Annotated in this window: 24 protein-coding genes; 15 read left to right on the top strand and 9 right to left on the bottom strand. The window is 47.5% G+C overall.

What is annotated here, in order from left to right; translation table 11 throughout:
• The first annotated feature begins 66 nt into the window (after positions 1-66).
• The 4 genes from AC58QT_RS34895 to AC58QT_RS34880 all read left to right on the top strand — a co-directional run bounded on the left by AC58QT_RS34895 (position 67) and on the right by AC58QT_RS34880 (position 3943).
• Positions 67-984, top strand: coding sequence for a PIG-L deacetylase family protein (locus AC58QT_RS34895; RefSeq protein WP_497412948.1), 918 nt, complete (start codon positions 67-69; stop codon positions 982-984).
• A 46-nt stretch (positions 985-1030) separates the two neighbouring features.
• Complete coding sequence (locus AC58QT_RS34890; protein ID WP_497412947.1) at positions 1031-1774, top strand: response regulator transcription factor; 744 nt, start codon at positions 1031-1033, stop codon at positions 1772-1774.
• Positions 1771-3135: a sensor histidine kinase gene (locus tag AC58QT_RS34885; RefSeq protein ID WP_497412946.1), complete on the top strand. Its 1365-nt coding sequence runs from the start codon at positions 1771-1773 to the stop codon at positions 3133-3135. The genes AC58QT_RS34890 and AC58QT_RS34885 overlap by 4 nt, the downstream gene beginning before the upstream one ends.
• A gap of 265 nt (positions 3136-3400) precedes the next feature.
• On the top strand, positions 3401-3943 hold the full coding sequence (locus AC58QT_RS34880; RefSeq protein WP_497412945.1) for a C40 family peptidase: 543 nt from the start codon (positions 3401-3403) through the stop codon (positions 3941-3943).
• A gap of 198 nt (positions 3944-4141) precedes the next feature.
• Here AC58QT_RS34880 and AC58QT_RS34875 read toward each other — a convergent pair whose 3' ends face one another.
• On the bottom strand, positions 4142-4600 hold the full coding sequence (locus AC58QT_RS34875) for a hypothetical protein (RefSeq protein ID WP_310501774.1): 459 nt from the start codon (positions 4598-4600) through the stop codon (positions 4142-4144).
• 129 nt (positions 4601-4729) lie between these two features.
• Here AC58QT_RS34875 and AC58QT_RS34870 point away from each other — a divergent pair, with 129 nt between their 5' ends.
• The 5 genes from AC58QT_RS34870 to AC58QT_RS34850 are packed head-to-tail and all read left to right on the top strand — an operon-like array spanning position 4730 to position 6730.
• The gene (locus AC58QT_RS34870; protein WP_310501773.1) at positions 4730-4954 is read left to right on the top strand and encodes a spore germination protein; all 225 of its coding nucleotides are present in this window, start codon (positions 4730-4732) and stop codon (positions 4952-4954) included.
• 34 nt (positions 4955-4988) lie between these two features.
• Positions 4989-5198, top strand: coding sequence for a spore germination protein GerPB (locus tag AC58QT_RS34865; RefSeq protein ID WP_310501772.1), 210 nt, complete (start codon positions 4989-4991; stop codon positions 5196-5198).
• A 52-nt stretch (positions 5199-5250) separates the two neighbouring features.
• Positions 5251-5961, top strand: coding sequence for a spore germination protein GerPC (gene gerPC, locus AC58QT_RS34860; protein ID WP_497412944.1), 711 nt, complete (start codon positions 5251-5253; stop codon positions 5959-5961).
• A 49-nt stretch (positions 5962-6010) separates the two neighbouring features.
• On the top strand, positions 6011-6196 hold the full coding sequence (locus AC58QT_RS34855) for a spore germination protein GerPD (protein WP_310501770.1): 186 nt from the start codon (positions 6011-6013) through the stop codon (positions 6194-6196).
• Between the two features lie 3 nt (positions 6197-6199).
• On the top strand, positions 6200-6730 hold the full coding sequence (locus tag AC58QT_RS34850; protein ID WP_497412943.1) for a spore germination protein GerPE: 531 nt from the start codon (positions 6200-6202) through the stop codon (positions 6728-6730).
• A gap of 49 nt (positions 6731-6779) precedes the next feature.
• Here the strand turns inward: AC58QT_RS34850 and AC58QT_RS34845 are convergent, their stop codons facing one another.
• Both AC58QT_RS34845 and AC58QT_RS34840 read right to left on the bottom strand, forming a co-directional pair.
• Positions 6780-8222, bottom strand: a complete 1443-nt coding sequence (locus AC58QT_RS34845) for a glycosyl hydrolase family 18 protein (protein ID WP_497412942.1) — start codon at positions 8220-8222, stop codon at positions 6780-6782.
• 263 nt (positions 8223-8485) lie between these two features.
• Entirely contained in the window at positions 8486-9424 is a 939-nt protein-coding gene (locus AC58QT_RS34840) for a diguanylate cyclase domain-containing protein (protein ID WP_497412941.1), read from the bottom strand.
• 382 nt (positions 9425-9806) lie between these two features.
• Here AC58QT_RS34840 and AC58QT_RS34835 point away from each other — a divergent pair, with 382 nt between their 5' ends.
• Positions 9807-10508, top strand: a complete 702-nt coding sequence (locus AC58QT_RS34835) for a response regulator (RefSeq protein ID WP_310501766.1) — start codon at positions 9807-9809, stop codon at positions 10506-10508.
• A gap of 2 nt (positions 10509-10510) precedes the next feature.
• Here AC58QT_RS34835 and AC58QT_RS34830 read toward each other — a convergent pair whose 3' ends face one another.
• Positions 10511-11248: a DUF554 domain-containing protein gene (locus AC58QT_RS34830; protein ID WP_497412940.1), complete on the bottom strand. Its 738-nt coding sequence runs from the start codon at positions 11246-11248 to the stop codon at positions 10511-10513.
• A 120-nt stretch (positions 11249-11368) separates the two neighbouring features.
• Between AC58QT_RS34830 and AC58QT_RS34825 the strand changes: the two genes are divergently transcribed.
• From AC58QT_RS34825 to AC58QT_RS34815, 3 genes are all read left to right on the top strand, one after another.
• The gene (locus tag AC58QT_RS34825; RefSeq protein WP_310501764.1) at positions 11369-11602 is read left to right on the top strand and encodes a hypothetical protein; all 234 of its coding nucleotides are present in this window, start codon (positions 11369-11371) and stop codon (positions 11600-11602) included.
• 126 nt (positions 11603-11728) lie between these two features.
• Entirely contained in the window at positions 11729-12364 is a 636-nt protein-coding gene (locus AC58QT_RS34820) for a thiamine diphosphokinase (protein ID WP_497412939.1), read from the top strand.
• Between the two features lie 164 nt (positions 12365-12528).
• Positions 12529-12810, top strand: coding sequence for a helix-turn-helix domain-containing protein (locus tag AC58QT_RS34815; RefSeq protein WP_310501762.1), 282 nt, complete (start codon positions 12529-12531; stop codon positions 12808-12810).
• Between the two features lie 348 nt (positions 12811-13158).
• Here AC58QT_RS34815 and AC58QT_RS34810 read toward each other — a convergent pair whose 3' ends face one another.
• The 4 genes from AC58QT_RS34810 to AC58QT_RS34795 form a co-directional block, all read right to left on the bottom strand.
• The gene (locus tag AC58QT_RS34810) at positions 13159-13650 is read right to left on the bottom strand and encodes a GAF domain-containing protein (RefSeq protein WP_497412938.1); all 492 of its coding nucleotides are present in this window, start codon (positions 13648-13650) and stop codon (positions 13159-13161) included.
• Positions 13651-13768: 118 nt separating this feature from the next.
• Positions 13769-14458 (bottom strand): L-ribulose-5-phosphate 4-epimerase, encoded by a 690-nt coding sequence (araD, locus tag AC58QT_RS34805; protein WP_497412937.1) that lies wholly within the window; start codon positions 14456-14458, stop codon positions 13769-13771.
• Positions 14459-14597: 139 nt separating this feature from the next.
• Complete coding sequence (locus AC58QT_RS34800) at positions 14598-15827, bottom strand: S-layer homology domain-containing protein (RefSeq protein WP_497412936.1); 1230 nt, start codon at positions 15825-15827, stop codon at positions 14598-14600.
• Between the two features lie 210 nt (positions 15828-16037).
• Entirely contained in the window at positions 16038-16487 is a 450-nt protein-coding gene (locus AC58QT_RS34795; protein ID WP_310501758.1) for a hypothetical protein, read from the bottom strand.
• Positions 16488-16795: 308 nt separating this feature from the next.
• Between AC58QT_RS34795 and AC58QT_RS34790 the strand changes: the two genes are divergently transcribed.
• Both AC58QT_RS34790 and AC58QT_RS34785 read left to right on the top strand, forming a co-directional pair.
• Positions 16796-17362 carry an RNA polymerase sigma factor gene (locus tag AC58QT_RS34790; RefSeq protein WP_310501757.1) on the top strand — a complete coding sequence of 189 codons (567 nt, stop codon included), beginning with the start codon at positions 16796-16798 and terminating at the stop codon, positions 17360-17362.
• Positions 17349-18650, top strand: coding sequence for a hypothetical protein (locus AC58QT_RS34785; protein ID WP_497412935.1), 1302 nt, complete (start codon positions 17349-17351; stop codon positions 18648-18650). The genes AC58QT_RS34790 and AC58QT_RS34785 overlap by 14 nt, the downstream gene beginning before the upstream one ends.
• A gap of 55 nt (positions 18651-18705) precedes the next feature.
• Here AC58QT_RS34785 and AC58QT_RS34780 read toward each other — a convergent pair whose 3' ends face one another.
• Positions 18706-20196 carry an HD domain-containing phosphohydrolase gene (locus tag AC58QT_RS34780; RefSeq protein ID WP_497412934.1) on the bottom strand — a complete coding sequence of 497 codons (1491 nt, stop codon included), beginning with the start codon at positions 20194-20196 and terminating at the stop codon, positions 18706-18708.
• Positions 20197-20580 lie beyond the last annotated feature (384 nt).

Below are 20580 nucleotides of genomic sequence, written 5' to 3'. Positions count from 1 at the left end.
CACGCTTCCGCTTCTGCCCACATACATTGATAGCATGCAATGGATGTGAGGCAGGGAGGAATTGCGTTGAAGATCGACGATTGGAGCGGAGCATCTAGCCCGCCTGTTGGACTATGCCCCGTTGATTTGCTTATATTTGCCCCACATCCCGATGATGAAGTACTCGGGACAGCAGGAACTATCATGAATGCTATCGCCTGTGGCAAACGCGTTCATGTTGTCTTCTTCACGAATGGCGATGGTTACCCGGAAGCCGCCACCCTCTTATTCAACAAGCGTCCGGAGGAACTCGGACCTTCTCATTACCTGGAGCTGGCCCGCGTACGCCAGTATGAGACCCTGCAAGCCGCGGCGTTGATCGGGCTTCGGCCCCAGGATCTCACATTCCTCAGTTATCCAGACAGCGGGCTGGATCGTGTTTTCACAACAACGGGAGCTACGCCGCCCTATCAGCAGCGTTTTACCAAGCAGCAAACGACCTATGGTGCACTTGTTCCTGATTTTCACTCGCAGTATTACGGCTGCCCAGCCCCTTATCGTAAAGCTTGCGCCCTTGGGGATACGAAGGCCTTAATCACGTTGCTGCAACCCAAAGAGATCTATACAACGGATGCCGCCGATACTCATCCCGACCATGGGGCCGCGCATGCTTTCGTCATGGAGGCCGCTTCGCAACTGGGCTACACAGGTACCATTTATACCTACTTGATTCATAGCGGTCCGGAATCACAGTGGCCTTGGCCACGCGGCGTCACACCGACGCTTCCATTCGAGGCTCATCTGGCAGAGGGGCAACGTTACCCCATGCATGTCGCTTGGCCACCGCCTATCCGCCGCTCAATGACACAGGGACAATCCTATTGCAAATGGCAGGCGTTGCTTGCTTACCGGTCGCAGATACCCGTCGAGCCCGAATTTCTGCAATCTTTTATCAAATGCGAAGAAATCTTCTGGCTGCCCCATCTGCCACATCTGTACAAATAATACTGCTGCCTGCAGGCAGCTGCTTTGGGAGTGAACATGAACCGCTATGAGCCGCATTTTGTTAATTGAAGATGAAGAACGTATTGCCCGTGTGCTGCAATTAGAGCTTGAGCATGAAGGCTATGAGGTGCTTATCTGTGGGGATGGACGGTCAGGACTTCAAGCTGCCTTGAGTGAAGAAGGATGGGATCTCATCCTTCTTGATGTTATGCTCCCTGAACTTAATGGACTTGAAGTTCTTAGACGGCTTAGGCAGGTAAATGCCACCCTGCCTGTCATACTTCTAACAGCACGGGATGCGATTCCAGATCGCGTCAGCGGGCTCGATCAAGGTGCCAACGATTATGTCACGAAGCCTTTTGCAACGGTAGAGCTGTTAGCTCGTATTCGTAGTCTGCTGCGGCAAAAGAGCTTGCAAGATCAGGCTCCTGAACAGGATCATTTGCTAAAAATCAATGAGCTTACGATGGATTTGAAAAGCCGCGCGGTCTTGCGTGAGGGCACAGCTATTGAACTGACACCCACGGAGTTTGATTTACTGCGCTTCCTCATTCAACATCAGAATGAAGTGATGACACGCGAGCAAATCATCTCTGAAGTCTGGGGCTATGATTTTATCGGGGACACGAATGTGGTCGATGTGTATATCCGTTATTTACGTCAGAAAGTGGACAAGCCCTTCTCCACGAAGCTGATTCAGACGATTCGCGGCATCGGCTATTTGATCAAAACAACAGAAGCTCCGCCAGATGGCAATGCCACCGCCTCAGATGGGCAGGAGCCTGTATGAGCCTAAGACTGAAAATCACACTGTGGGTATCAGTTGGATTAATGATAATCTTATTCTTCAGCTTTACCTTCGTTTATTACATGTTCATCCGTGTGACAACGAAAGGCGAAATTGACCTTTTGAAGGATAAGGCTAGCGCTTTACTGCTGAAAGATCTACCTAATCATCCGGAATATTGGAAAAATAATATGCAAATGGATGAGCTGCTCATCCCGCAAGAAATGCTGCGTTATATTACGCCAGACTCGAAGGTCGCGCATCAGATTTACTCCGATACGAGTCTTGTTAGTTACCCCGCTAGCTATTCGACAATGGCTTCAGAAGACTTAATAACCGATGCGGATGGCATACTCTTATTCGTACGAACCCCCGTGTTCAAAGACGGGAAACAGGTTGCCCTTCTAGAAATTGGCCGTAACCTGCGAAGACTTGGTATGTATTCTGAAATGTTGATCTCGATTCTTGTCTTAACTTCCATCGGAGCGCTTATTCTAGCTCTTATCGGGGGTTATTTTTATACCAATGTCCTATTCAAGCCCCTTCATCAGTTCATCGCGACTATGCAAAATATCGAGAACAGCGGGTCGTTTCGTCATATTACTCTTCCCGACAAACATAGAAATGATGAATTAATGAGACTGGGGACCACCTTCAATCGCATGATTGATAGATTGCAGGAGATGTTTCGTAAACAGGAGCAATTCATTGCCGATGCCTCTCATGAGCTTCGAACACCACTCACGATTATTGAAAGCTATGCCAGCCTCTTGCGGAGGTGGGCTTCTAGCAACGATCAATTACGCGAGGAAGCGCTGGAAGCGATCGTATCTGAGTCAGCCCAATTGAAACTGCTCACGCAAAATCTCCTGTCCCTCACCGACACCTACCGTGAAAATTGTGAGCAGAATACAGACTTCGATCTCATTCCGCTCGTGGAGCAAACAGCAGCGTCCCTCCGCATCACGACATCCCGCGAGATTCGCGTGCAGTCCGAGCTCGATATGAAAGAGCTGCCGATGAGCGGGGATCCCTATCAGATCAGACAGTTGCTTATTATTTTAATAGATAATGCATTGAAATATAGTCAGAAGATCGTTGATATTCGCATCAGTCTGCAGGATAAACGGGTCATTCTTGAAGTCATGGATCAAGGCATTGGCATCGCTGAGGAAGACCTCCCGCACATCTTTGATCGTTTCTATCGATCCGATAAAGCAAGGAATCGCAAACACGGCGGTGCAGGACTTGGACTCTCCATTGCTCAACATATTGTGCTCAAACATCGGGGAACCTTAGAGCTCCAAAGTAGTCTAGGTCTAGGCTCCACGGCCATTGTAACGCTTCCACAATCCTGTCAATAAGAACATTATAAGGGGATTCTCATCATTCTCTCAGAATTGGGCTTTCCCCTTGATATAGCGCGTTGTAAAAGGTTGCATGGTAAATAATAGGGCAATTTTCATCTGGTATACTGAGTCTCAGGTGGACAACCACCTCGCAAGGTTACTCAATTAAGGGTCAACTGATCAAGATTCTATTCTTGCTAGCCATCAATTGAAGCTACCATGTCTTCAATGCAAGATAGCTTGGCGAAAACTCAGCGAAAACTCTAAGGAGGCAAACCCCATGAAAAACCCACAGAAAACTTGGTACAAAAAATTAGTCGTTACGGCATTGTCCGTATCTATAGGATTATCAGTAGTTGCAGCAGGTGCACCTGGTAAAGCGGAAGCAGCTGCGTCATCTGAAGTAACCAATGCTACAGCGCTTACAGCGTCAGCAACATCGACATCCAGAGGAAGTCAGGTTATTTCTATTGGTAAAAGATATCTAGGTACTCCTTACAAATTCGGAGCTACTGCAGGCCAAACACGTAACTTTGACTGCTCTTCTTTCACACAATATGTATTCAAAAAAGTAGGCGTCAACCTGCCGCGTACGTCTCAACAACAAGCACGTGTAGGTAAGTATGTATCTCGCAGCAACTTACGTGTCGGCGATTTGGTGTTCTTCTCCATCCCAGGTAAGCCTGGTGTCATTCACCACGTAGGGATCTATGCTGGTAATAATAAAATCCTTCAAACTTACGGTGCAGGTGGTGTCCGCGTTACCGATATTCATAGCGGAACTTGGTCTTCCCGTTATATGACAGCACGTCGCGTATTATAGTAGAATTGGATACTAGCGTTGCAAATGACATAGAGCCGGATTAGATGGAAAACCTCCATTTAGTTCGGCTCTTTTTGCGTTAATAGTCCAAAGACTACAGGAAATCCATCTAGTTTGTGGCTCCCTCCCCACCAAACCTTAAAGAACCCCCTCAGCCATTGGGCTAGAGGAGGTTCTTCAGGTATTCCGACGCGGTCTCTAGTAACGAATGTACGCCTCATGGTAGCTCTCCTTCAAACCGCGCTTACGAACCTTAATCTCCAGCAAACGCTGCTTGTAGCTTACACTTGCTGTTCTCGGCAAGACAAGCGTAGGCACCTTCACAATACGATTCTTGCCATTCGAGAATCCTGTTACCTTAACTTGATTGGATTTAACGAATACTTGAAGTGCTCTTGGATCTTCTTCCTTCGCAATTTTCACCTTAATAATGACATGCTCATGCGTCTCAAAAATTTCTGTCCCGATAGATCCAGAGGATGAAATGCTGGCATCCATGCCAGGCATCGCTTTTTTCAGCATGTCCTGTACATATCCTTCAGCCCACGTCATATTATCTAGAAAGGTCTGCCCTTTTTCAGCAAACGGCAGCTTCTGTCCAAGAAACTTCTCAACCTGTTCCCACTTCAGCCAAGGATGGCGATTAAATCCGCTCAAGCCCATCACCTCATTTTGCTAACAGTATATGTGCCTGCATCCCATTGTGACACCCTCCCGAAAATTCAGAGCACCTCTAGGCGGATACCTCATATACTGTAGGTGAGATAACGCAAGGGGGATCGGATTATGCCAGCTATCGTTGGGAATGTGAAAATTATTAGTGTCGGTTCCAGCTCTATCGTGCATTTCGGCGATTCCTTCATCATCTCACCAACAAGTTCCTCTAAAACATTCGCTGGGGCAGGTTCATTTAATACCGGTGATTTCCCGCGTGTCTACAATACGTACAGCACGACCGTAACCAATGACTCAGATTTTATTGATGCCAATGCAAGCGGCAATATTCTCTGACAATAGTCAGCCTAGAGCGAGGTGTTCCAAGGATATGAACTGGACCATCCATCAAACAATCATGATCCAACAGTTAAAAGTAAACTCTGTCGCCAACTCCTCCGTCCTCCAGATTGGCACAGCCGGGTCGATTCGTTCCTTGTCTAATCTGTACAATACAGGCGGTTTCGTAGAGCCAGCACCCGAGCTAGGAACAAGTGAAGTTAATCCTGTTGCCCTTGTTCCTTTGCCGCCAGCAACATAATGAATGGCAACCAAGGCTTTATTGAGCAATCCGAAAGGAGGTGCTTTCCCAAATGACCAATACGATCACGTGGCAGCAATGGGCCCAACAACTCTGCGGCTATGTCGACATGCAGAAACAACGCATCGATAAGTTAGAGCAAACCGTTAACAAGCTGCAGGCGGATCTGAAAGCAATGAAAGATGAGAAGCGAATTCACATTGATAAAATAGAATATAATTTTGATCAGCTTAAGGTTGAAAAGCTGGATGGAACGCTCACCATTGGGATTAGTCCTAGTGCGCTAGATCAGATTGAGGATTTCAGCGTGAATGGCAACTCGTTGAACAAAGAGGGAAATGGCGGCGGCATGGGCGCCATGGATATGAATCCTTTTTATCAAGGCGGGCAATATCAAGGGTCAGCACCTCATGCTGTCGGCGGCGCGGGGCAAGAAGCCATGCGCGGAGCAGCCGCTAAGCAAGGAAATGACATTCGAGATGATGTGGCTAACGGCATTGAGCAGTATTTACAATTTGGCGTACAGGGTGATATCAACAACCTTGAACATAAATATCAGCATCCTCTCGATGATGACTACAAAGATTTGATCATCGAAGATATTCGCAAGCAACTGGATACGCGTATTCAACATTATGTGAATCAATACCGCGGCGTTGGGTTCAAGGAACCGTTGGAAGCCGTGACCCATAATATTATGGATAAAACGAAGCAGGATATCCTAACCGCGATTGAGACTTACATAGCCAGTCTGCCCAAATAATTAACGGCTTCCTAGCGTAACTATTTTAAAAAAGAGAGAAGGATAAGCGATGTTTCAATTACATGTAGAAAACAAACAATTATGTGTAGGTGACATACGAATCGTCGGGGTATCCAGTGCCTCGGTTTTTCTAATTGGGGATACGGAGGTCATTTCTTTGTCTTCCATGTTTGATACACCACCCGAATCGGTCATTATCTCTCCTTTCGTCCCGCTCCCTGCAGAAGCGGATTAAGCGATGGCTCGTTTATCTATCGTTGGCAATGTGTATTTGAACACCATAGGATCTGCGAGCACAATGCATGTAGGGGATAATCGGTTTACGGCTCTACACAATAGGGTCTTCGCTGTCCAACGTGAAGTCCCTTATTATTATGGAAATGAAGGCAGTTTTGCAGCTTACCCTTTCTACCAACGTCCTTTTCCTATTCCACAACCTCCGGAACCTTTTACTATGTGTGTGGATAACTTAGGCAGCTATATTACGGTTCGTAACATCCGCATTCTCGGCGTCGCGGCCTCCTCTGTCTTTCAAATCGGCAGCAACCGCGTCACAACCTCCGAAACGCGAATCAAAAACATTCGTCAATTCGTCACCGATAAACCAGGGCCTAAAGAGCAGACAACGTTCGTCTATTCTGGGACGGACGATACCATAGGCGATGCCCCCACGAAACCGACAGGCTCTCCACCGACGACCAGCGAGAAGCCGCCGAGCCTGGTTTTTGTTACGAAACAGTACACGTCGACGCCACCTGCTGCAAAATAACGAAGAGCCCGCCCTTTCCAAGGGGCCGGGCTCTTTCAGCTTCGCCGGCTCACTTCGTGAGCAGCGGCTGGGCGCTGCCCTCGAAGCCGTCGACAAGGCCCCTGCTGCTCATCGCAGCAATGGCCTCTGCCGACCAGCTGCCCGCTGGCACGTCCGTGAACTTCTTCGCCCCGCCGCTAGCCGGCGTGGTCAGCTTTAAGGCGCGGGAGAGCAGCACACTCATCTGCTCCCGCGTCATGCTCTGACCGGGCGCGAAGGCGTCGTTGCTGATGCCCTGCATCAGCCCGTTCTGCTGCGCGATCCCGATATTCTGCGACGCCCAGTGCGTCGCAGGCACGTCCTTGAACGCGGCGCTGGCAGCGCCCGCGTTCTCTAGACCGAGCGCGCGCACGATAATCGTCGCCGCTTCAGCCCTTGTGAGCGCCTCGTCGGGCGCGAACTGGTCTGCGGCGACGCCGAGCATCCAGCCGCGGTTGGCGGCGCTCAGAACGTCAGCCTGCGCCCAATGCTTTTGCATGTCGGTGAAGTAAAAGCCATCCGTCCACAATTGATAATAGCTCCAAGTGTCAGCAGCCTCTTGATTCAAACTCCAGCTGCCGGTTCCCTTCAACTGGTATTTCCCTACCAATTTTAGCTTCGCTTTTAAAGATTGCTCGTTTTCGTACCACACCGTATACGTCCCCTCTGATAACGCTTTGCCGTTCACCGTCGCTTTCGCATCCGCAGCTTGAATCGTGAACGTCGCCACAGGTGATTGGCTTGCCCCGTCATAACGTACGGTCCCTTGGTATTGATCGACCAGATTCTGAACGCTTCTAGCCGCAATCCCGGCCCCATTCGACGCAGGATCTTGGTTCCAATAACGGCCATACAACGGGATGCCTAGTACAATTTTACCCGCAGGGGCTTGAGATAGCGCATACTGAATGGATTTGTCAACAAAGGGTAAGCTAGCAACAGGACCCGGCGTAGGATCGCCAGGATAGCTCTCATCGTAGGTCATCACCATCAGATAATCACTGACAGCTGCCAACGCTTTATAGTCATATAATCCAATCCAATTCGTGGTCTCACCGGTTGGATTCGCAGCGACCGCCACAGAAACCTCCATCGTACTCGGCAGCTGCTCGCGCAGCTTCCTGACAAAATCCGTGTATTTATCCCGGTAGGCCGCACCTACATTTTCAATATCCAATTGAACGCCATCTAGCTTATTGGCTTGAATACTCGCTACCAGTTCTTTCACTAGCGCGTCGCGGCCATCAATGGCCTTTTCACCAATCACCCGATCGAAATCATTACTTAAAAAAGGGACAACCCGCTTCCCCTGTTTGTGCATCTCCGTTATAAAAGACGCTTCTAGATCGGACACCATCAAACGACCATTTTCATTGATATGAAAATAACTCGGAGACACCACATCTAAGGTTTCACCGCTTTTATTAACTTGTGATAGATACGAGCTAGGCGCTCCCGAGAATAAATACGACATATTGAATTTCCCTTGAGCGCCGCAGCCCCAGCAACAACCTCATCCTTATGCATGAATGTTACCTGGCACATCGCACCGACGACAATGAGGGCAACAACAAGCCTTCGCCATCCACGTTTGGATCTCACCCGTCTCAACCCCTATTCTACCGATTTAATTCCTTCTATCATCCTAGAAAGCTACCAAAATCGCTACGAGTAAATACTGGTGAAACGCCAAAAACCGTTACTGCACAAGGTTGGGAACTGTGCATAACGGTATGTTTATCGCGTGTCTATCGGTAGATCATGACCATAAAATTGATAATGGTTCCGTCCCTTGCCCTTTACTTGATATAAAGCGATGTCAACTTCCTTCATCATTTGAGTCGCATCTATTTGATCAGAACGATACATTGTGATTCCCATGCTGACCGTGGAGCGAAAAGACAACCCTTGCACTTCCCACTTCCGATCGACACATGCTAGAATGCGTTGCGCAATGGCATCCACATGGTCCTGGCAATCTACTGCCGGCAATAAGATCGTAAACTCGTCTCCTCCCATTCGGGCAAACATATCGACTTCTCTCAGACAACCTTGGATCCGGCTTACGAATTCCTGCAAAAACGCATCACCGATATCGTGTCCCATCGTATCATTTATGATTTTGAAATCATCAATATCGACATACAGGAGCGCAAAAGTACGATTCGTTCGTTTGGCCTGCTGCAGCAGCTGGTTCAGCTGCTCTTTGAACAATCGCCGGTTCGGCAAGCCCGTCAGTGGGTCATGCAAAGCCATTGCAAGCAGGCGATTCTCCTGATTTTTGTACCGTGTACGATCTTGAAGTGCGAAAGCAATCTCCTTAATTTCCCCCTTCTCGTCACAAAAAGGGATCGCCGTGCACTCCATCCACAGGTGAGCCTCACCTGCTCCTTTCGCACGAAACTCTAACTTACTACTGGTCTTCGTCTGTAGGGTATGAACAAACAATTTATACACATCTAGGCGAAAATCCGAATCAACAGCCTCGATGATTTGCTCTACTTGTTCAGGTACGCATCCAATTATTTCGTTAAATCTGCCTGATGCATAGATCAAATTGCCCTGCGCATCCAATTGACAATACAAATCCCAGGCTTGCTCAATCATTTGACGTGCAAGTGACGCCATCGGTACTTGGGAATGCGTGATAAAATTTGAATCTATTTCATTGTACATCGCTTACTACCGCCCTCTCCTGTGCTTACATAGAGACCTTGGTAGCTTAGCACGATTACATAAAAATCATATAAAATCAAATCAAATCATCCTAAATTTTATATCAATGGAAAGTCGAAAAATAGCACTCCTTGTCACTTAATGACGATAATAAAAACACAGATTTTCTTTTCGCTATTTTTCTCGCTACTTTTTACCTAACGCCCACCATCTTTATACCTAAAATTTATAGAAAAACGAGTAGGAACTCGCTATTTGTCAATAAAAGGATAGAAATTTTGGAGAGAATCGTTCTATAATGTAGGTAATATCTGTAATATTTGAGAGAGGGAACACCCTTCTTACTTAGGCGTTGTTTCATTACTGAGGGGGATTTTCAGACATGGCAGGAGAAACAATTTTAGTCGTTGATGACGAGCAAGAAATTGTCCAGTTAATTCAACTCTATTTAGTGCGTGAAGGCTACAAAGTCATTAGTGCTAATAATGGACAAGATGTGTTCGGCATTGTAAAAGAACATAGGCCTGATCTAATTATTCTGGATATTTTGCTGCCAGGACTTGATGGTATAGAGGTATGTCGACAGCTCCGCAAAACGAGCAATACACCTATCCTATTCATTTCGTGTAAAAGTGAAGACATTGACATTATTCTAGGGCTCAGTATGGGCGGCGACGACTATATGACTAAGCCCTTTAGCCCAAGTCAGCTTGTAGCCCGCGTCAAAGCCCATCTTCGTCGCAACTCCATTCGTGAGCAGCATCAAGATGACCCTCAATTGGTAAAATTCCCAGGACTAGAAATCGATCTAGTGAGCCACATCGTACGAGCGAATGGTCAAACGATCTCCCTTTCTGCCAAAGAATTTGACCTACTCTCCCTCATGGCCAAGACACCGAATCGCGTTTACAAAATCGAGCACTTATTTGAGCTAATCTGGAGTTTAGACAGCATGGGCGATCCACGCACACTCATTGTACATATCAGCAATCTGCGCAAAAAGATTGAAGTTAATCCAGCAGAGCCCCGCTACATCATTACTGTACGAGGCGTTGGCTATAAATTCAATGGATCAGCCGTGTAACGCTAGCGATGTAACCAATCGGTGATAAGTTGCTGAAGCGGAACCGCAGCCGCGGCAATGACAAGTGCAGGCAGCATGTTCGCCACATTTATTTTTCTAATTTGCAAAATATTGATTCCTACACCAATGACCAAAACGCCGCCTACAGCAGTGATTTGAACAATCATGGCATCCAGCGATGCATCACTAAATGCCATTGCAATCACAGTCGCTAGCAGTGCAATCGTTCCTTGCATCACAAATACAGATGCTGCGGAGAAGACAACGCCAATCCCCAAGGTCGAGGCGAAGATGATGGATAAGAACCCGTCGAGCAGCGACTTGGTGTACAGAATATCGTGGTTATGCCGCAGGCCGCCATCCAAAGGACCCAGTATCGCCATCGCGCCAATGCAGTAGACGAGCGTACAGGTAACAAAGCCTTCTGAGATGCTCGTTGTCGCTGATGGATGAGCTGTCGACTGCTTACTCATCTTGGCCTGCAGCCAATCACCTAGTTTGGTGAGATTCGCCTCTATACGCATCAGCTCGCCAAGTATACCGCCAATCACGATGCTCATGATGACGATCACAATTTGATCTGACTTGAGCGCCATTGTAATACCAAGCACAGTTATCGCAAGCCCTAGGCCTTGCAGGACTGTGCTTTTTATACTTTCTGAGATGCGGGGCAGCAGTATGCCTAATAATCCGCCGATGATAATGGCAACTGCATTCACGATCGTCCCCCATAAAGCCATGCCTTTCATTCCTCTCCGTGTACAAGCTATGATGACCTACTCATTCTACATGATTCTCCTCATAATTTCCTCAACCGTTGGAAATGGTAAGGATAAGCAACAGGAAAGGAGGCATGTTGAATGTCAAAAGATAAATCAATGGATCCCATGACAGGCGATACCGTCGAAACCGATGGTATTTATGCTAATGAAGCAGGACAAGAGGTCACGCTTAAAAGAGGTGATGAGTTTCCTGCTGATCTCGTTCTTGGGCGCACTACCTATGAGCTGCAAGGCTTTGCCGATGAGGCGGAGATTGATCACGATCAGTCGGAGCTTAATCCCATGCGCAAGCGTGTAGATGCACGTACTTAAGCTTAGGTTTTGCTGAGTATGCATCTCTTTGAGAAACCGAGCAACCTCTGTGGCTGCTCGGTTTTTTCTCGTTTGTGCTATACTAAGGGGAATATATGGGTAATCAGGCCCTGGGGGATACGGAAAATGACACGCATAATTATAATTACAGGCGGTACACTGGGAGACTGGGCTTTAGACGAAATTCGCGAGGATGACATTCTCGTCGGCTCTGATCGCGGGGCGCTTTATCTCATACAACACGGCTTTCAGCCGCATATCTCGATGGGCGATTTCGACTCCGTCACATCGGAGGAACTTTCTCTTATTCGCGCTTCTAGTCAAGCGTTCATTGACTGCGATCCGATCTATAAGGATCTGACCGATACGGAGATGGCTTTCAATTGGGCGCTGGAGCAAAGGCCGAGTCAAATTCTGCTAGTCGGCGCGTTAGGTACGCGGTTCGATCACTCACTTGCCAATGTGCATTTGCTGCGTAAAGGCATGGCACAGGGGGTTCCGTGTGCGATTATGGATGCTAACAATCTCATTATGGTGATCGATCAGTCTACGCACGTAAGGAGAGGGCCTTACACACATATTTCTTTGCTTCCACTCAGCCTAGAGGTTAAGGGAATCACATTGCACGGCTTTCAGTACCCTCTTCATCAAGCAACGCTTGAAATCGGGATGTCGCTTGGCATTAGTAACATTTTGCTTGAGTCGGAAGGGCTCATCGAGCTTTCATCTGGCCTATTGCTTGTCATTCAAAGCAAGGACTAGGGTGAGCTCTCGGCCTACCAAGCTTACTGCTTAATAGGGCATGTAGTATCAAAATTACATAAAAATTTGGAAATTCGACACGCTCTCCTTTACTATGGAACAGCTAACTCTGGTACAATATAGGATAAGCTAGTCATTTACTGAGATATTGAGGTCGTTTACGCATGCCCCCTGTTCAAGAGAATCTCGTTAGAAATCTTCTTCCTACTAAACTACCTTCTGTTATCACACACTTTGTATCTCGACACGTTCTTACAACACGGGAAGCCGAAATTATCAGTCTTATCGCTTTGCGTGGTTATAGCAACAAAGAAATCGCAGATTATTGCTTTATCAGTGAGAAAACAGTGAAAGTCCACATCGAGAAAATCATGGATAAAGTCGGAACGCGGTCGATGCGTAAGCTTCTATCGGCTATCATCAGCACCGACGCTTTCCCTTCATAATGCACAAAGAAACGCCAGCTGCTAATGCAGCTGGCGTTTCTTTTGGGAACTTTTGCAACTCGAGATAACTTATCGCTTCCATGACATAGAAATGAACCTCGTTTGCAAAATAGCGTTATGAAAACATCTTATTTATTAGTTAAGTAGAGAATACGGGAGAATAACGTTATAGAATAGCGTTATTTCACTCTAAATGGATAAATTCCACTCCATTTGGTCGAAATAGCGTTATTTCGTAATGCTATATTTCACAGAACATGTATATGTAGCAAATAACGTTATGCCACACCTTTATTTGAGATCGCATGTGACCGTACCTTTGTAAGTGTACTTCCCATCGGCCCACGCCTACATCGCCGCAGCGAGCTTCTGCACGAACTGCTCCAAGAAGCGTTGGTCGACTTCGTCAAACCGATTGAGACTCGGGCTGTCGATGTCCAGCACGCCAACGAGCTCTCCCCGCACCACAAGCGGGATCACGATCTCCGATTGGGAAGCAGCGTCGCAGGCAATATGTCCCGGAAATGCGTGGACATCCGGTACAAGAACGGTTTCTCTGCGCTCGGCGGACGTGCCGCATACCCCTTTACCGAAAGGAATACGCACGCATGCTGGTAATCCTTGAAAAGGTCCGAGCACAAGCTCCTTCTGTTCAAGCTGCTCGTCTACCAAGTAAAATCCTACCCAGTTGATATTCTCCAGAAACTGTCCGAGCAAGGCAGACGCATTCGCTAGATTCGCAATTCGGTTCGGTTCATCATGTATCAAAGCGTGGGCTTGCCCGATCAGCAAGGTATATTGTTCTTCTCTCGTTCCACTGTAGCTCGATTTCGCAAACATAGATCATCATCCTCTTCTTTCCTAGTCTCTCTTTCATCATACCAAATGCGCGGCTTCCAGCCAAAATGTAAAAAAAGGACAATCCGCTAATTCAGCCGATTGCCCTGGATAGATCCTCTTATTTTTGCCCGTAATACGCGTTCGCTCCATGCTTTCGCAAGAAATGACGATCCAACAACGTTTGGTCCATAGGTTGAATCGATGGATTCAAGTTGTACGTACGATACGCGATCTTCGCGACCTCTTCCAGTACAACCGCATTATGAACGGCATCATGTGCGTCCTTACCCCAACTGAAAGGCGCGTGACAGTTTACAAGCACACCCGGCACCATCGCTGGATCCAACTCGCGGAACGTCTCGATGATCACATGGCCTGTCTCCAGCTCATAAGCTCCTTGAATCTCGGTCTCCGTCATCAATCGTGTGCATGGCACCTCACCGTAAAAGTAATCGGCGTGCGTTGTCCCCAAAGCCGGAATGGCACGGCCAGCCTGCGCCCAGCTCGTAGCCCAAGGCGAATGCGTGTGTACAATACCGCCAATCGTTGGAAAAGCGCGATACAACGCCAAATGCGTGGGTGTATCCGAAGATGGCTTTAATTGACCTTCCACTAGGTTACCTTGCAAATCAACGATAACAAGATCTTCGGCCTTCAAATCCGCATAAGGTACGCCACTGGGCTTAATCACCACGAGTCCTTGCTCCCGATCAATCCCGCTGACATTGCCCCATGTAAACGTAACTAGCCCATATTTGGGCAGATCCAAATTGGCTTCTAATACTTGCCCTCTCAATTTCTCAAGCATCTGAGCTCAACACCTTCCGATAAAATGTATAAAGATTATCTCCATTATACACTTGTACGTACATCTCAGCTAGATACTTCTAAATTAATGGACAAATAAATCAACTTGTATGTACAGCCAACTACTTTTTTACACCCTTTTAAGAATGAATGATCGAGAAGACAATGGTCTTGCCATCCGACTCCAACCGGGTTTCTACGGAGAAGTTACCAATTTGTGTTGTCGATGTTTCAAGAACACCTTTCGCCGCTGCACGCGCGCATGCATCCGTAAATTGACGATAGAAAATATCCGCATCATACCCGAACAGGAAGTCGGTGAACTTGCGAATGCTTTCCGTATTGCGAGCAAGCACCCCATCCTCCAGTCGAACTGTGACTCCATAAGTTGCAAATTGTGGATCCAACCAGAGCGAAGCCTCATTACTGTTGCGCGCTGCTGCTGTGGCCCCGCTCAATGCTTGCGCCTTAGCCTCTGAATTCTTAAATAGACGCAGTGTCGTCTCTTCCAAATCGTAATTCGTCCCGCGCAGCTTACCCGCGTCTTCCATGACTTCATACGTTTGCAGCATGCGCTGATCTGGAAAAACGAGCTTTTTGTAGCTGCCATCCTTCGTAGGCACGACCTTAATGAAAGCATCGTTATCATTCTTCACACTGATGCGCTTCGATTTCGTCTGCAGACGCGTAATAATTTGCAATGCTTCTGCACGTGTCACATATTGACCTACACCGAAGTAACCATTCGGATACCCTTCCATGATCCCTTTTGTCATCGACTCTCCGATAAACTTCTGCTGTCTGCTCGATGCACTCTGTAAATCGCCGAAATGGGATGCTGCCGCAAGACTATATGTTTCGTCCTCCAAATATTCCGTTTCTTTCAATAAGTAATACAAAATCTCCGCAACATCTTCCCGCTTCAAGGATGCCTTATAATCACTGAACTGCCCTTTGCTAATAAAGTGAAGGTCACTTGCTAGATCTAAATAAGGTTTAGCCCAGTACCCGACCGTATTAGGCTTAAACGTGAAATCCCGGTAATCCTGCTGTAAAATATTTTGATTGCTCGCACTTAATGTTTGTAGAAAGCTTGTCTTCCACTTCCGTTCCCCATTCGGAAACTTATCCGTGAAGGCTAACAGTACAATTTTTACAAATTGATCTGCTGTGACGGTCTCATCCGGTCGAAAAGTGCCATCTGGAAAACCATCCAATAAGCCCTGTTGTACCATTTGAACAATCGTCTGCTCCGCCCAATGCCCCCCAATATCCTTAAATCCTGCTGCTTCACTTCTACTTGGTAAGCTGCCAATTGCTAATAGACTTACTATCGTCGCCATTATCAGCCATTTATTCCACCGTATCATCGCCAATTTCTCCGCTTCTCTCTAAATTTTCGGCACGAACTTCCACCATCCTCTAGGATAAGCCTTCTACTACCCTTTGAGAACATGCTGAAAAGCCCATTCATCCTTGTCGAATAAGCACCCTCGGACTGGGACTATAGCCATATGAAAGGCCAAAAAGACCCTGCCCTCTACTAGGTAGAAAGCAAGATCCATGATCGCAAACGCTATTTATCTATTTCTTACTGTACCCGCGACCAGCTTGGCCGAGTTGTAATACCGCATCCAGTCGACAACATACATCATTTTAGCCAAATAATCCGGTGCACTTCCCTGTAAATGACTGTACTGCTCTTCTTGCAGCAATTGGTGCAGCTCGTACCCCTTGGCATAAAGCGCCTTGGTGAATGCTTCTTCCGTTTGGGGCTTGTACAGATCCGTGCCTCGGGAAAGTTCAATTTCTTCAATAATTGTGCCACGATAGTAAGGGTAAACATTCATCTGCAGGCCCATATCGATATAGGCTAAACCTGTATATTCAAAAGGAAGCCAAATCAAATTCGTTTTCTTATCTGCTAGCTTCACCGTGTACACTAAACCCAAGTTCAGCGCAATTGGCTGGGGATAATTATTAATGTGTCCGGACCGCAAATGCTCTGCTATATGCTCAACGAAATTCATGCTGTTCTTCCTCTCCGAAGGATCTAGTCCTTCCTTCATATTGCGTGCTAGTGCGCTTCGTTGTCAAGCTAGTCCGTATACGCTTTCTTCCCTTTTGTCCTGAGGGTAACGTTCCTAGTTTCTACTCCTAAGTTTTCTCCTTTCTATGGACAAATTCCTGCCAATTACGACCTAATAAGAGCGATGAGGGAATATTTTCTAATACGGCTCAAAGCGGCGGTTACTTACGAATGGTATGAGTAAAAGTATTTTTTTCGAATGATGAACTTTTCAGTAGTCAATGCGTCTATATAGGAGAGGTGAGAGAATTGGAAACGACCGGTGTCCATGTATTTGATTATTTGAAGTACATCGCAGAAACAACAGATCAGAAGGTGATCCTTCGCAATTTGATGGAAACCTATGGGAATGATGTGTGGAATTACGCATTTAGCATTTGTCGCAATAAAGATGCAGCCGACGACATTGCACAGGATGCTTTCTTAAAAGTATATCGCAATCTGACGACTTTCCGTGGTGAAGCTGCCGTTAAAACGTGGTTGCTTACGATAACTCGCAACACCGCTTATGACTATATGCGCAAAGCATTTTGGCGCAAGGTGACCCTTGTTGGTTTCGTCCAATCGGGCGGGACTTCAAGCTCCGCAGAGACGGAAGCGGTCGAGAATTTATATGCAAGTGAGATTTGGCAGAAGGTTATGTCTTTATCCGCCAAATATCGAGAAATCCTAATTCTTCACGCACATTATCAAATGACCACCAAAGAAATGGCCGCTATTCTAGCTATTTCAGAAGGTACAGTTAAATCTAGGCTTCACCACGCCAGACTTAAGGTTCTTAGTCTGAAGGAGCGTGAAGCGCTTGAAAACTCCTGATCCGGATGACTTCCAGAAGCACCTGGAAGAGGGCCCCTTACAACAGAAGGGGTTTACTTCCAAGCTGCAGCGTGACATCGAAGACACGATTCGACATAAGGAGAAAACCAAGTCCAAGGCCAAACCTTTTCTTTGTGTCGCTGGTGTGGGAACTGTCATGGCAGTCGTACTACTCTTTCCTTGGCACACCTTGCATACACAGAGCGAGGCTGCTGCGCTTGAAGGGAAAATGATGCCGGCAGCTGTCACTGTCTCTACACCACCTCCAGCTCCCATCAACACAGCGTTGCTTATTGGACTTCGTACGGAGCACGAGCCTGAGAACAATAACAGCCAAGGTCACGCACTGTCACCGCTTCGTTACAGCACCTATCGAACAATGCTCGTAGCACCGGTTCGCGGACAATTGGAGAAAACGTCTGAAGGAACAGGCATTCTGATGCCTTATAAGCAAAACTTTTGGAAAATCGACTCCCTCAAACAGACAACGAGCAAGGGGGAGTCTTATTATTTATCTGCTCATTTGGCTGATCAGCCTGTTAAGACGGAACGCTTCTTAGCGCCAGAGAATCAAGAATTCAATCGTGTGGAAACATTGTTGTTTGCAGGCAACCAATATGTTTCCATTGCGGAATCGGAATCTGCTTGGAATGGGAATGCCCCTTATTATGCCGATCGTCTCTGGGTGCGTACACTCCCTCAGCTGAAGGAAGCACGCACCATGCAGTTCTACAAAAAGCCAGTGGACAAGAATCATGTGTCCATTATGGACGTGTATGGAACGAGTTTAAGTAACGAACTAGCCTCGTTGTCTGGCGTCGGTGACAATGCGTTAGGTGTGGTTTCTGGGCAGAGCTGGACCGTGAAGCGCGAACCAGGTAAGTGGGTGGGAAAAGTTGCTGAAACACCTAAAGCAAGTTCAACTAGACCCGACTCTTACGTACTTCGCGATTTCCCACGCGACCTGCCGGATAAAGTCGTCAATCACGACGATATCTGCTGTTCGTGGAGCAATCTCAAGACCTCGTGGCCGAAAGCCACGGATGCGCTAACCTCTCCGATGGACGATATGCTCGTCATCTTCGAAGGGGATACGCTCAAGTTCTATTCCTACGGGCAAGCGCCCGGCAGCATTCCTCAGCTCACTCTGGATTTACAGCCTGGCGAACAGCTCGTCATGGCGCAATGGGCCACCGATCACTACGTTCAAGAGTGGATCGACAAGGTCGGACGCTATCTATCTGGTGACGCAGGGAGCGTAGTTGAGGAACACACTAAAGTGAAATAAACGATATAAAACCCGCTGAGTCCCTATGGACAGAGCGGGTTTTATTTGGTCCCTACTAAGCCTTGTACGCATCCATAAAGCCCTGAACAAATCGGGGATCCCACTGGCTCCCCTTCCCCTCAGCGAGAATGGCCATCGCCTTCTCGACAGGCATCCCCTTCCGATACGGCCGATCGGACGTCATCGCATCGAACGCATCAGCTACCGCAATGATGCGGCCAAACACCGGGATATCCTGGCCCTTCAGGCCATCGGGATATCCGGCGCCATCATAGCGCTCATGATGCGAGCGCACACCTGGAAGCATGGGAGCCATCGCTTCAGCTGGCTCAATTTGCTTCAAAATCGACTCCCCTAGATCCGGGTGACGCTTGATTTGCTCGAATTCTTCCTCGGTTAATCGGCCGTCTTTTAAGAGTACCGCATCGCGAACGCCGATTTTGCCGATATCATGCAGCAGCGCTGTTTTGTTCAACCAGTCGAGCTCCTGCTCGCTCAGCTGGACAGATCTCCCAATCAGCAAGGAGTATCTAGCGACGCGCATAGAGTGCCCTGCCGTGTAGGCATCTCGAGCATCGAGCGCTGCCGCAAGCGTAGTGTAGTAGCTTTGCAGGAGCTGATTGTTCATTTTTTCACGGGTATCGAGGCCCTTCACCATATGGTTAAAGCCTGCGAACAGTCGCGAGAATTCATCTGAGTATAAGTCGGAGGCTCTGACCTTGAGATCCCCCGACTGAACCTGCTTCATCACACGATGTAGATCCTCTATTGGCTGTTGAATATCACTGGCCAGCATGCGTGCGCCTAAAGAGGAGAAACCTACGCCCAGCAATAGTATGATGGCCGCCCATTTCCAATAATCAGCGATCAGCTGGGAGGCATCCACACTTGTGCTCAATCGAATTTGCGTTGCTAAGCTAAAAAGAAATAACGGCATCGTGCCGATCAGAAACGCACTTAATTGAAACTTCCGTTGAATTGACACAATCACGCGTCCATCCAACGAGACATCTTCCCCATAAATCCGTTCCCCTAACTCCCGAATATGTATTAGCATGGGACGAATGGCCTGCGCCGTCGTAAAAAAATCAAGCAAAGCATGCATACTAGCTACCAGAACGGCACCTACGCCAGCCAAACCAATATAAAATAAAGGCATTGTTAACCAACCCAACGCAATCCCTGCACTTGCTAAGGTCATAGCTGGAATTGATAGCCCTAGAAAGTGCGGCCCTATGATCCGCATTACCGACAGGGCGGGAAAGCGATGCGTTTGTAAATAGGCTTCACGAATTGTCTCTAGCGATGGCGTCTCTTGGCCTATCAGGACACGAATAGGTCTAATGTGCCTCCGAAACACTAGCAACTCAGCGAGCATCATCACACATAATGAAAAAATCATAATTATAAACAACCGGAACAATTCAACGCCCGAAATCGAGAGTGTCGTGGAAATAATGACTCCGCCCACAACAAGCACTGCAATCCCCGAACCCATCACATAATTTCGCAAAAGATCTCGTAGAAATTTCCTATATATGAGCATACAGCACCCGCCTCTATTCAAAACTAAAACTATCCTCACGCGAACTAGACTCGCATCACCTCCATTGTACCGTAATCTGGCAATTTCCGCTCGCTAACTCTAGCAAATTCACAACAAAAGGAAAAAGCCACACTCACGATAAGGAGTGTGACTTTTTTAATGGGCGCGGTGGCCGGGCACCGGCGCATTCGACCTGCGCGCACAAGACCTTAAGGCCCCTTTGGTCCGCTAAAGTCATTCGCCGGGCATCCGCGCGGGCTTTTAACGCCCTTTTTGCATCTAGAATAAAAAGTGGACGTCTCTTAGTGTAGAAGTAATAATAATCTTAACTATGAACTAAGAGGTGTTTGTCCATGAGCGATTCAAGACAACGATATAATGAAA

Source organism: Paenibacillus sp. J31R109, assembly GCF_059692055.1.
The sequence above is the reverse complement of the archived record's forward strand: the minus strand, read 5'-3'. Positions and strand labels throughout refer to the sequence as shown.

Bases quoted from the DNA above. Each gene is read 5' to 3' on its own strand.
- gerPC (WP_497412944.1), top strand. From the start codon at position 5,251: ATGACCAATACGATCACGTGGCAGCAATGGGCCCAACAACTCTGCGGC.
- AC58QT_RS34855 (WP_310501770.1), top strand. From the start codon at position 6,011: ATGTTTCAATTACATGTAGAAAACAAACAATTATGTGTAGGTGACATA.
- AC58QT_RS34810 (WP_497412938.1), bottom strand. From the start codon at position 13,650: ATGTTTGCGAAATCGAGCTACAGTGGAACGAGAGAAGAACAATATACC.
- AC58QT_RS34800 (WP_497412936.1), bottom strand. From the start codon at position 15,827: ATGATACGGTGGAATAAATGGCTGATAATGGCGACGATAGTAAGTCTA.
- AC58QT_RS34830 (WP_497412940.1), bottom strand. From the start codon at position 11,248: ATGGCTTTATGGGGGACGATCGTGAATGCAGTTGCCATTATCATCGGC.
- AC58QT_RS34850 (WP_497412943.1), top strand. From the start codon at position 6,200: ATGGCTCGTTTATCTATCGTTGGCAATGTGTATTTGAACACCATAGGA.
- AC58QT_RS34845 (WP_497412942.1), bottom strand. From the start codon at position 8,222: ATGTCGTATTTATTCTCGGGAGCGCCTAGCTCGTATCTATCACAAGTT.
- AC58QT_RS34815 (WP_310501762.1), top strand. From the start codon at position 12,529: ATGCCCCCTGTTCAAGAGAATCTCGTTAGAAATCTTCTTCCTACTAAA.
- AC58QT_RS34780 (WP_497412934.1), bottom strand. From the start codon at position 20,196: ATGCTCATATATAGGAAATTTCTACGAGATCTTTTGCGAAATTATGTG.
- AC58QT_RS34865 (WP_310501772.1), top strand. From the start codon at position 4,989: ATGAACTGGACCATCCATCAAACAATCATGATCCAACAGTTAAAAGTA.
- araD (WP_497412937.1), bottom strand. From the start codon at position 14,458: ATGCTTGAGAAATTGAGAGGGCAAGTATTAGAAGCCAATTTGGATCTG.
- AC58QT_RS34885 (WP_497412946.1), top strand. From the start codon at position 1,771: ATGAGCCTAAGACTGAAAATCACACTGTGGGTATCAGTTGGATTAATG.
- AC58QT_RS34840 (WP_497412941.1), bottom strand. From the start codon at position 9,424: ATGTACAATGAAATAGATTCAAATTTTATCACGCATTCCCAAGTACCG.
- AC58QT_RS34795 (WP_310501758.1), bottom strand. From the start codon at position 16,487: ATGAATTTCGTTGAGCATATAGCAGAGCATTTGCGGTCCGGACACATT.
- AC58QT_RS34890 (WP_497412947.1), top strand. From the start codon at position 1,031: ATGAGCCGCATTTTGTTAATTGAAGATGAAGAACGTATTGCCCGTGTG.
- AC58QT_RS34880 (WP_497412945.1), top strand. From the start codon at position 3,401: ATGAAAAACCCACAGAAAACTTGGTACAAAAAATTAGTCGTTACGGCA.
- AC58QT_RS34870 (WP_310501773.1), top strand. From the start codon at position 4,730: ATGCCAGCTATCGTTGGGAATGTGAAAATTATTAGTGTCGGTTCCAGC.
- AC58QT_RS34835 (WP_310501766.1), top strand. From the start codon at position 9,807: ATGGCAGGAGAAACAATTTTAGTCGTTGATGACGAGCAAGAAATTGTC.
- AC58QT_RS34825 (WP_310501764.1), top strand. From the start codon at position 11,369: ATGTCAAAAGATAAATCAATGGATCCCATGACAGGCGATACCGTCGAA.
- AC58QT_RS34820 (WP_497412939.1), top strand. From the start codon at position 11,729: ATGACACGCATAATTATAATTACAGGCGGTACACTGGGAGACTGGGCT.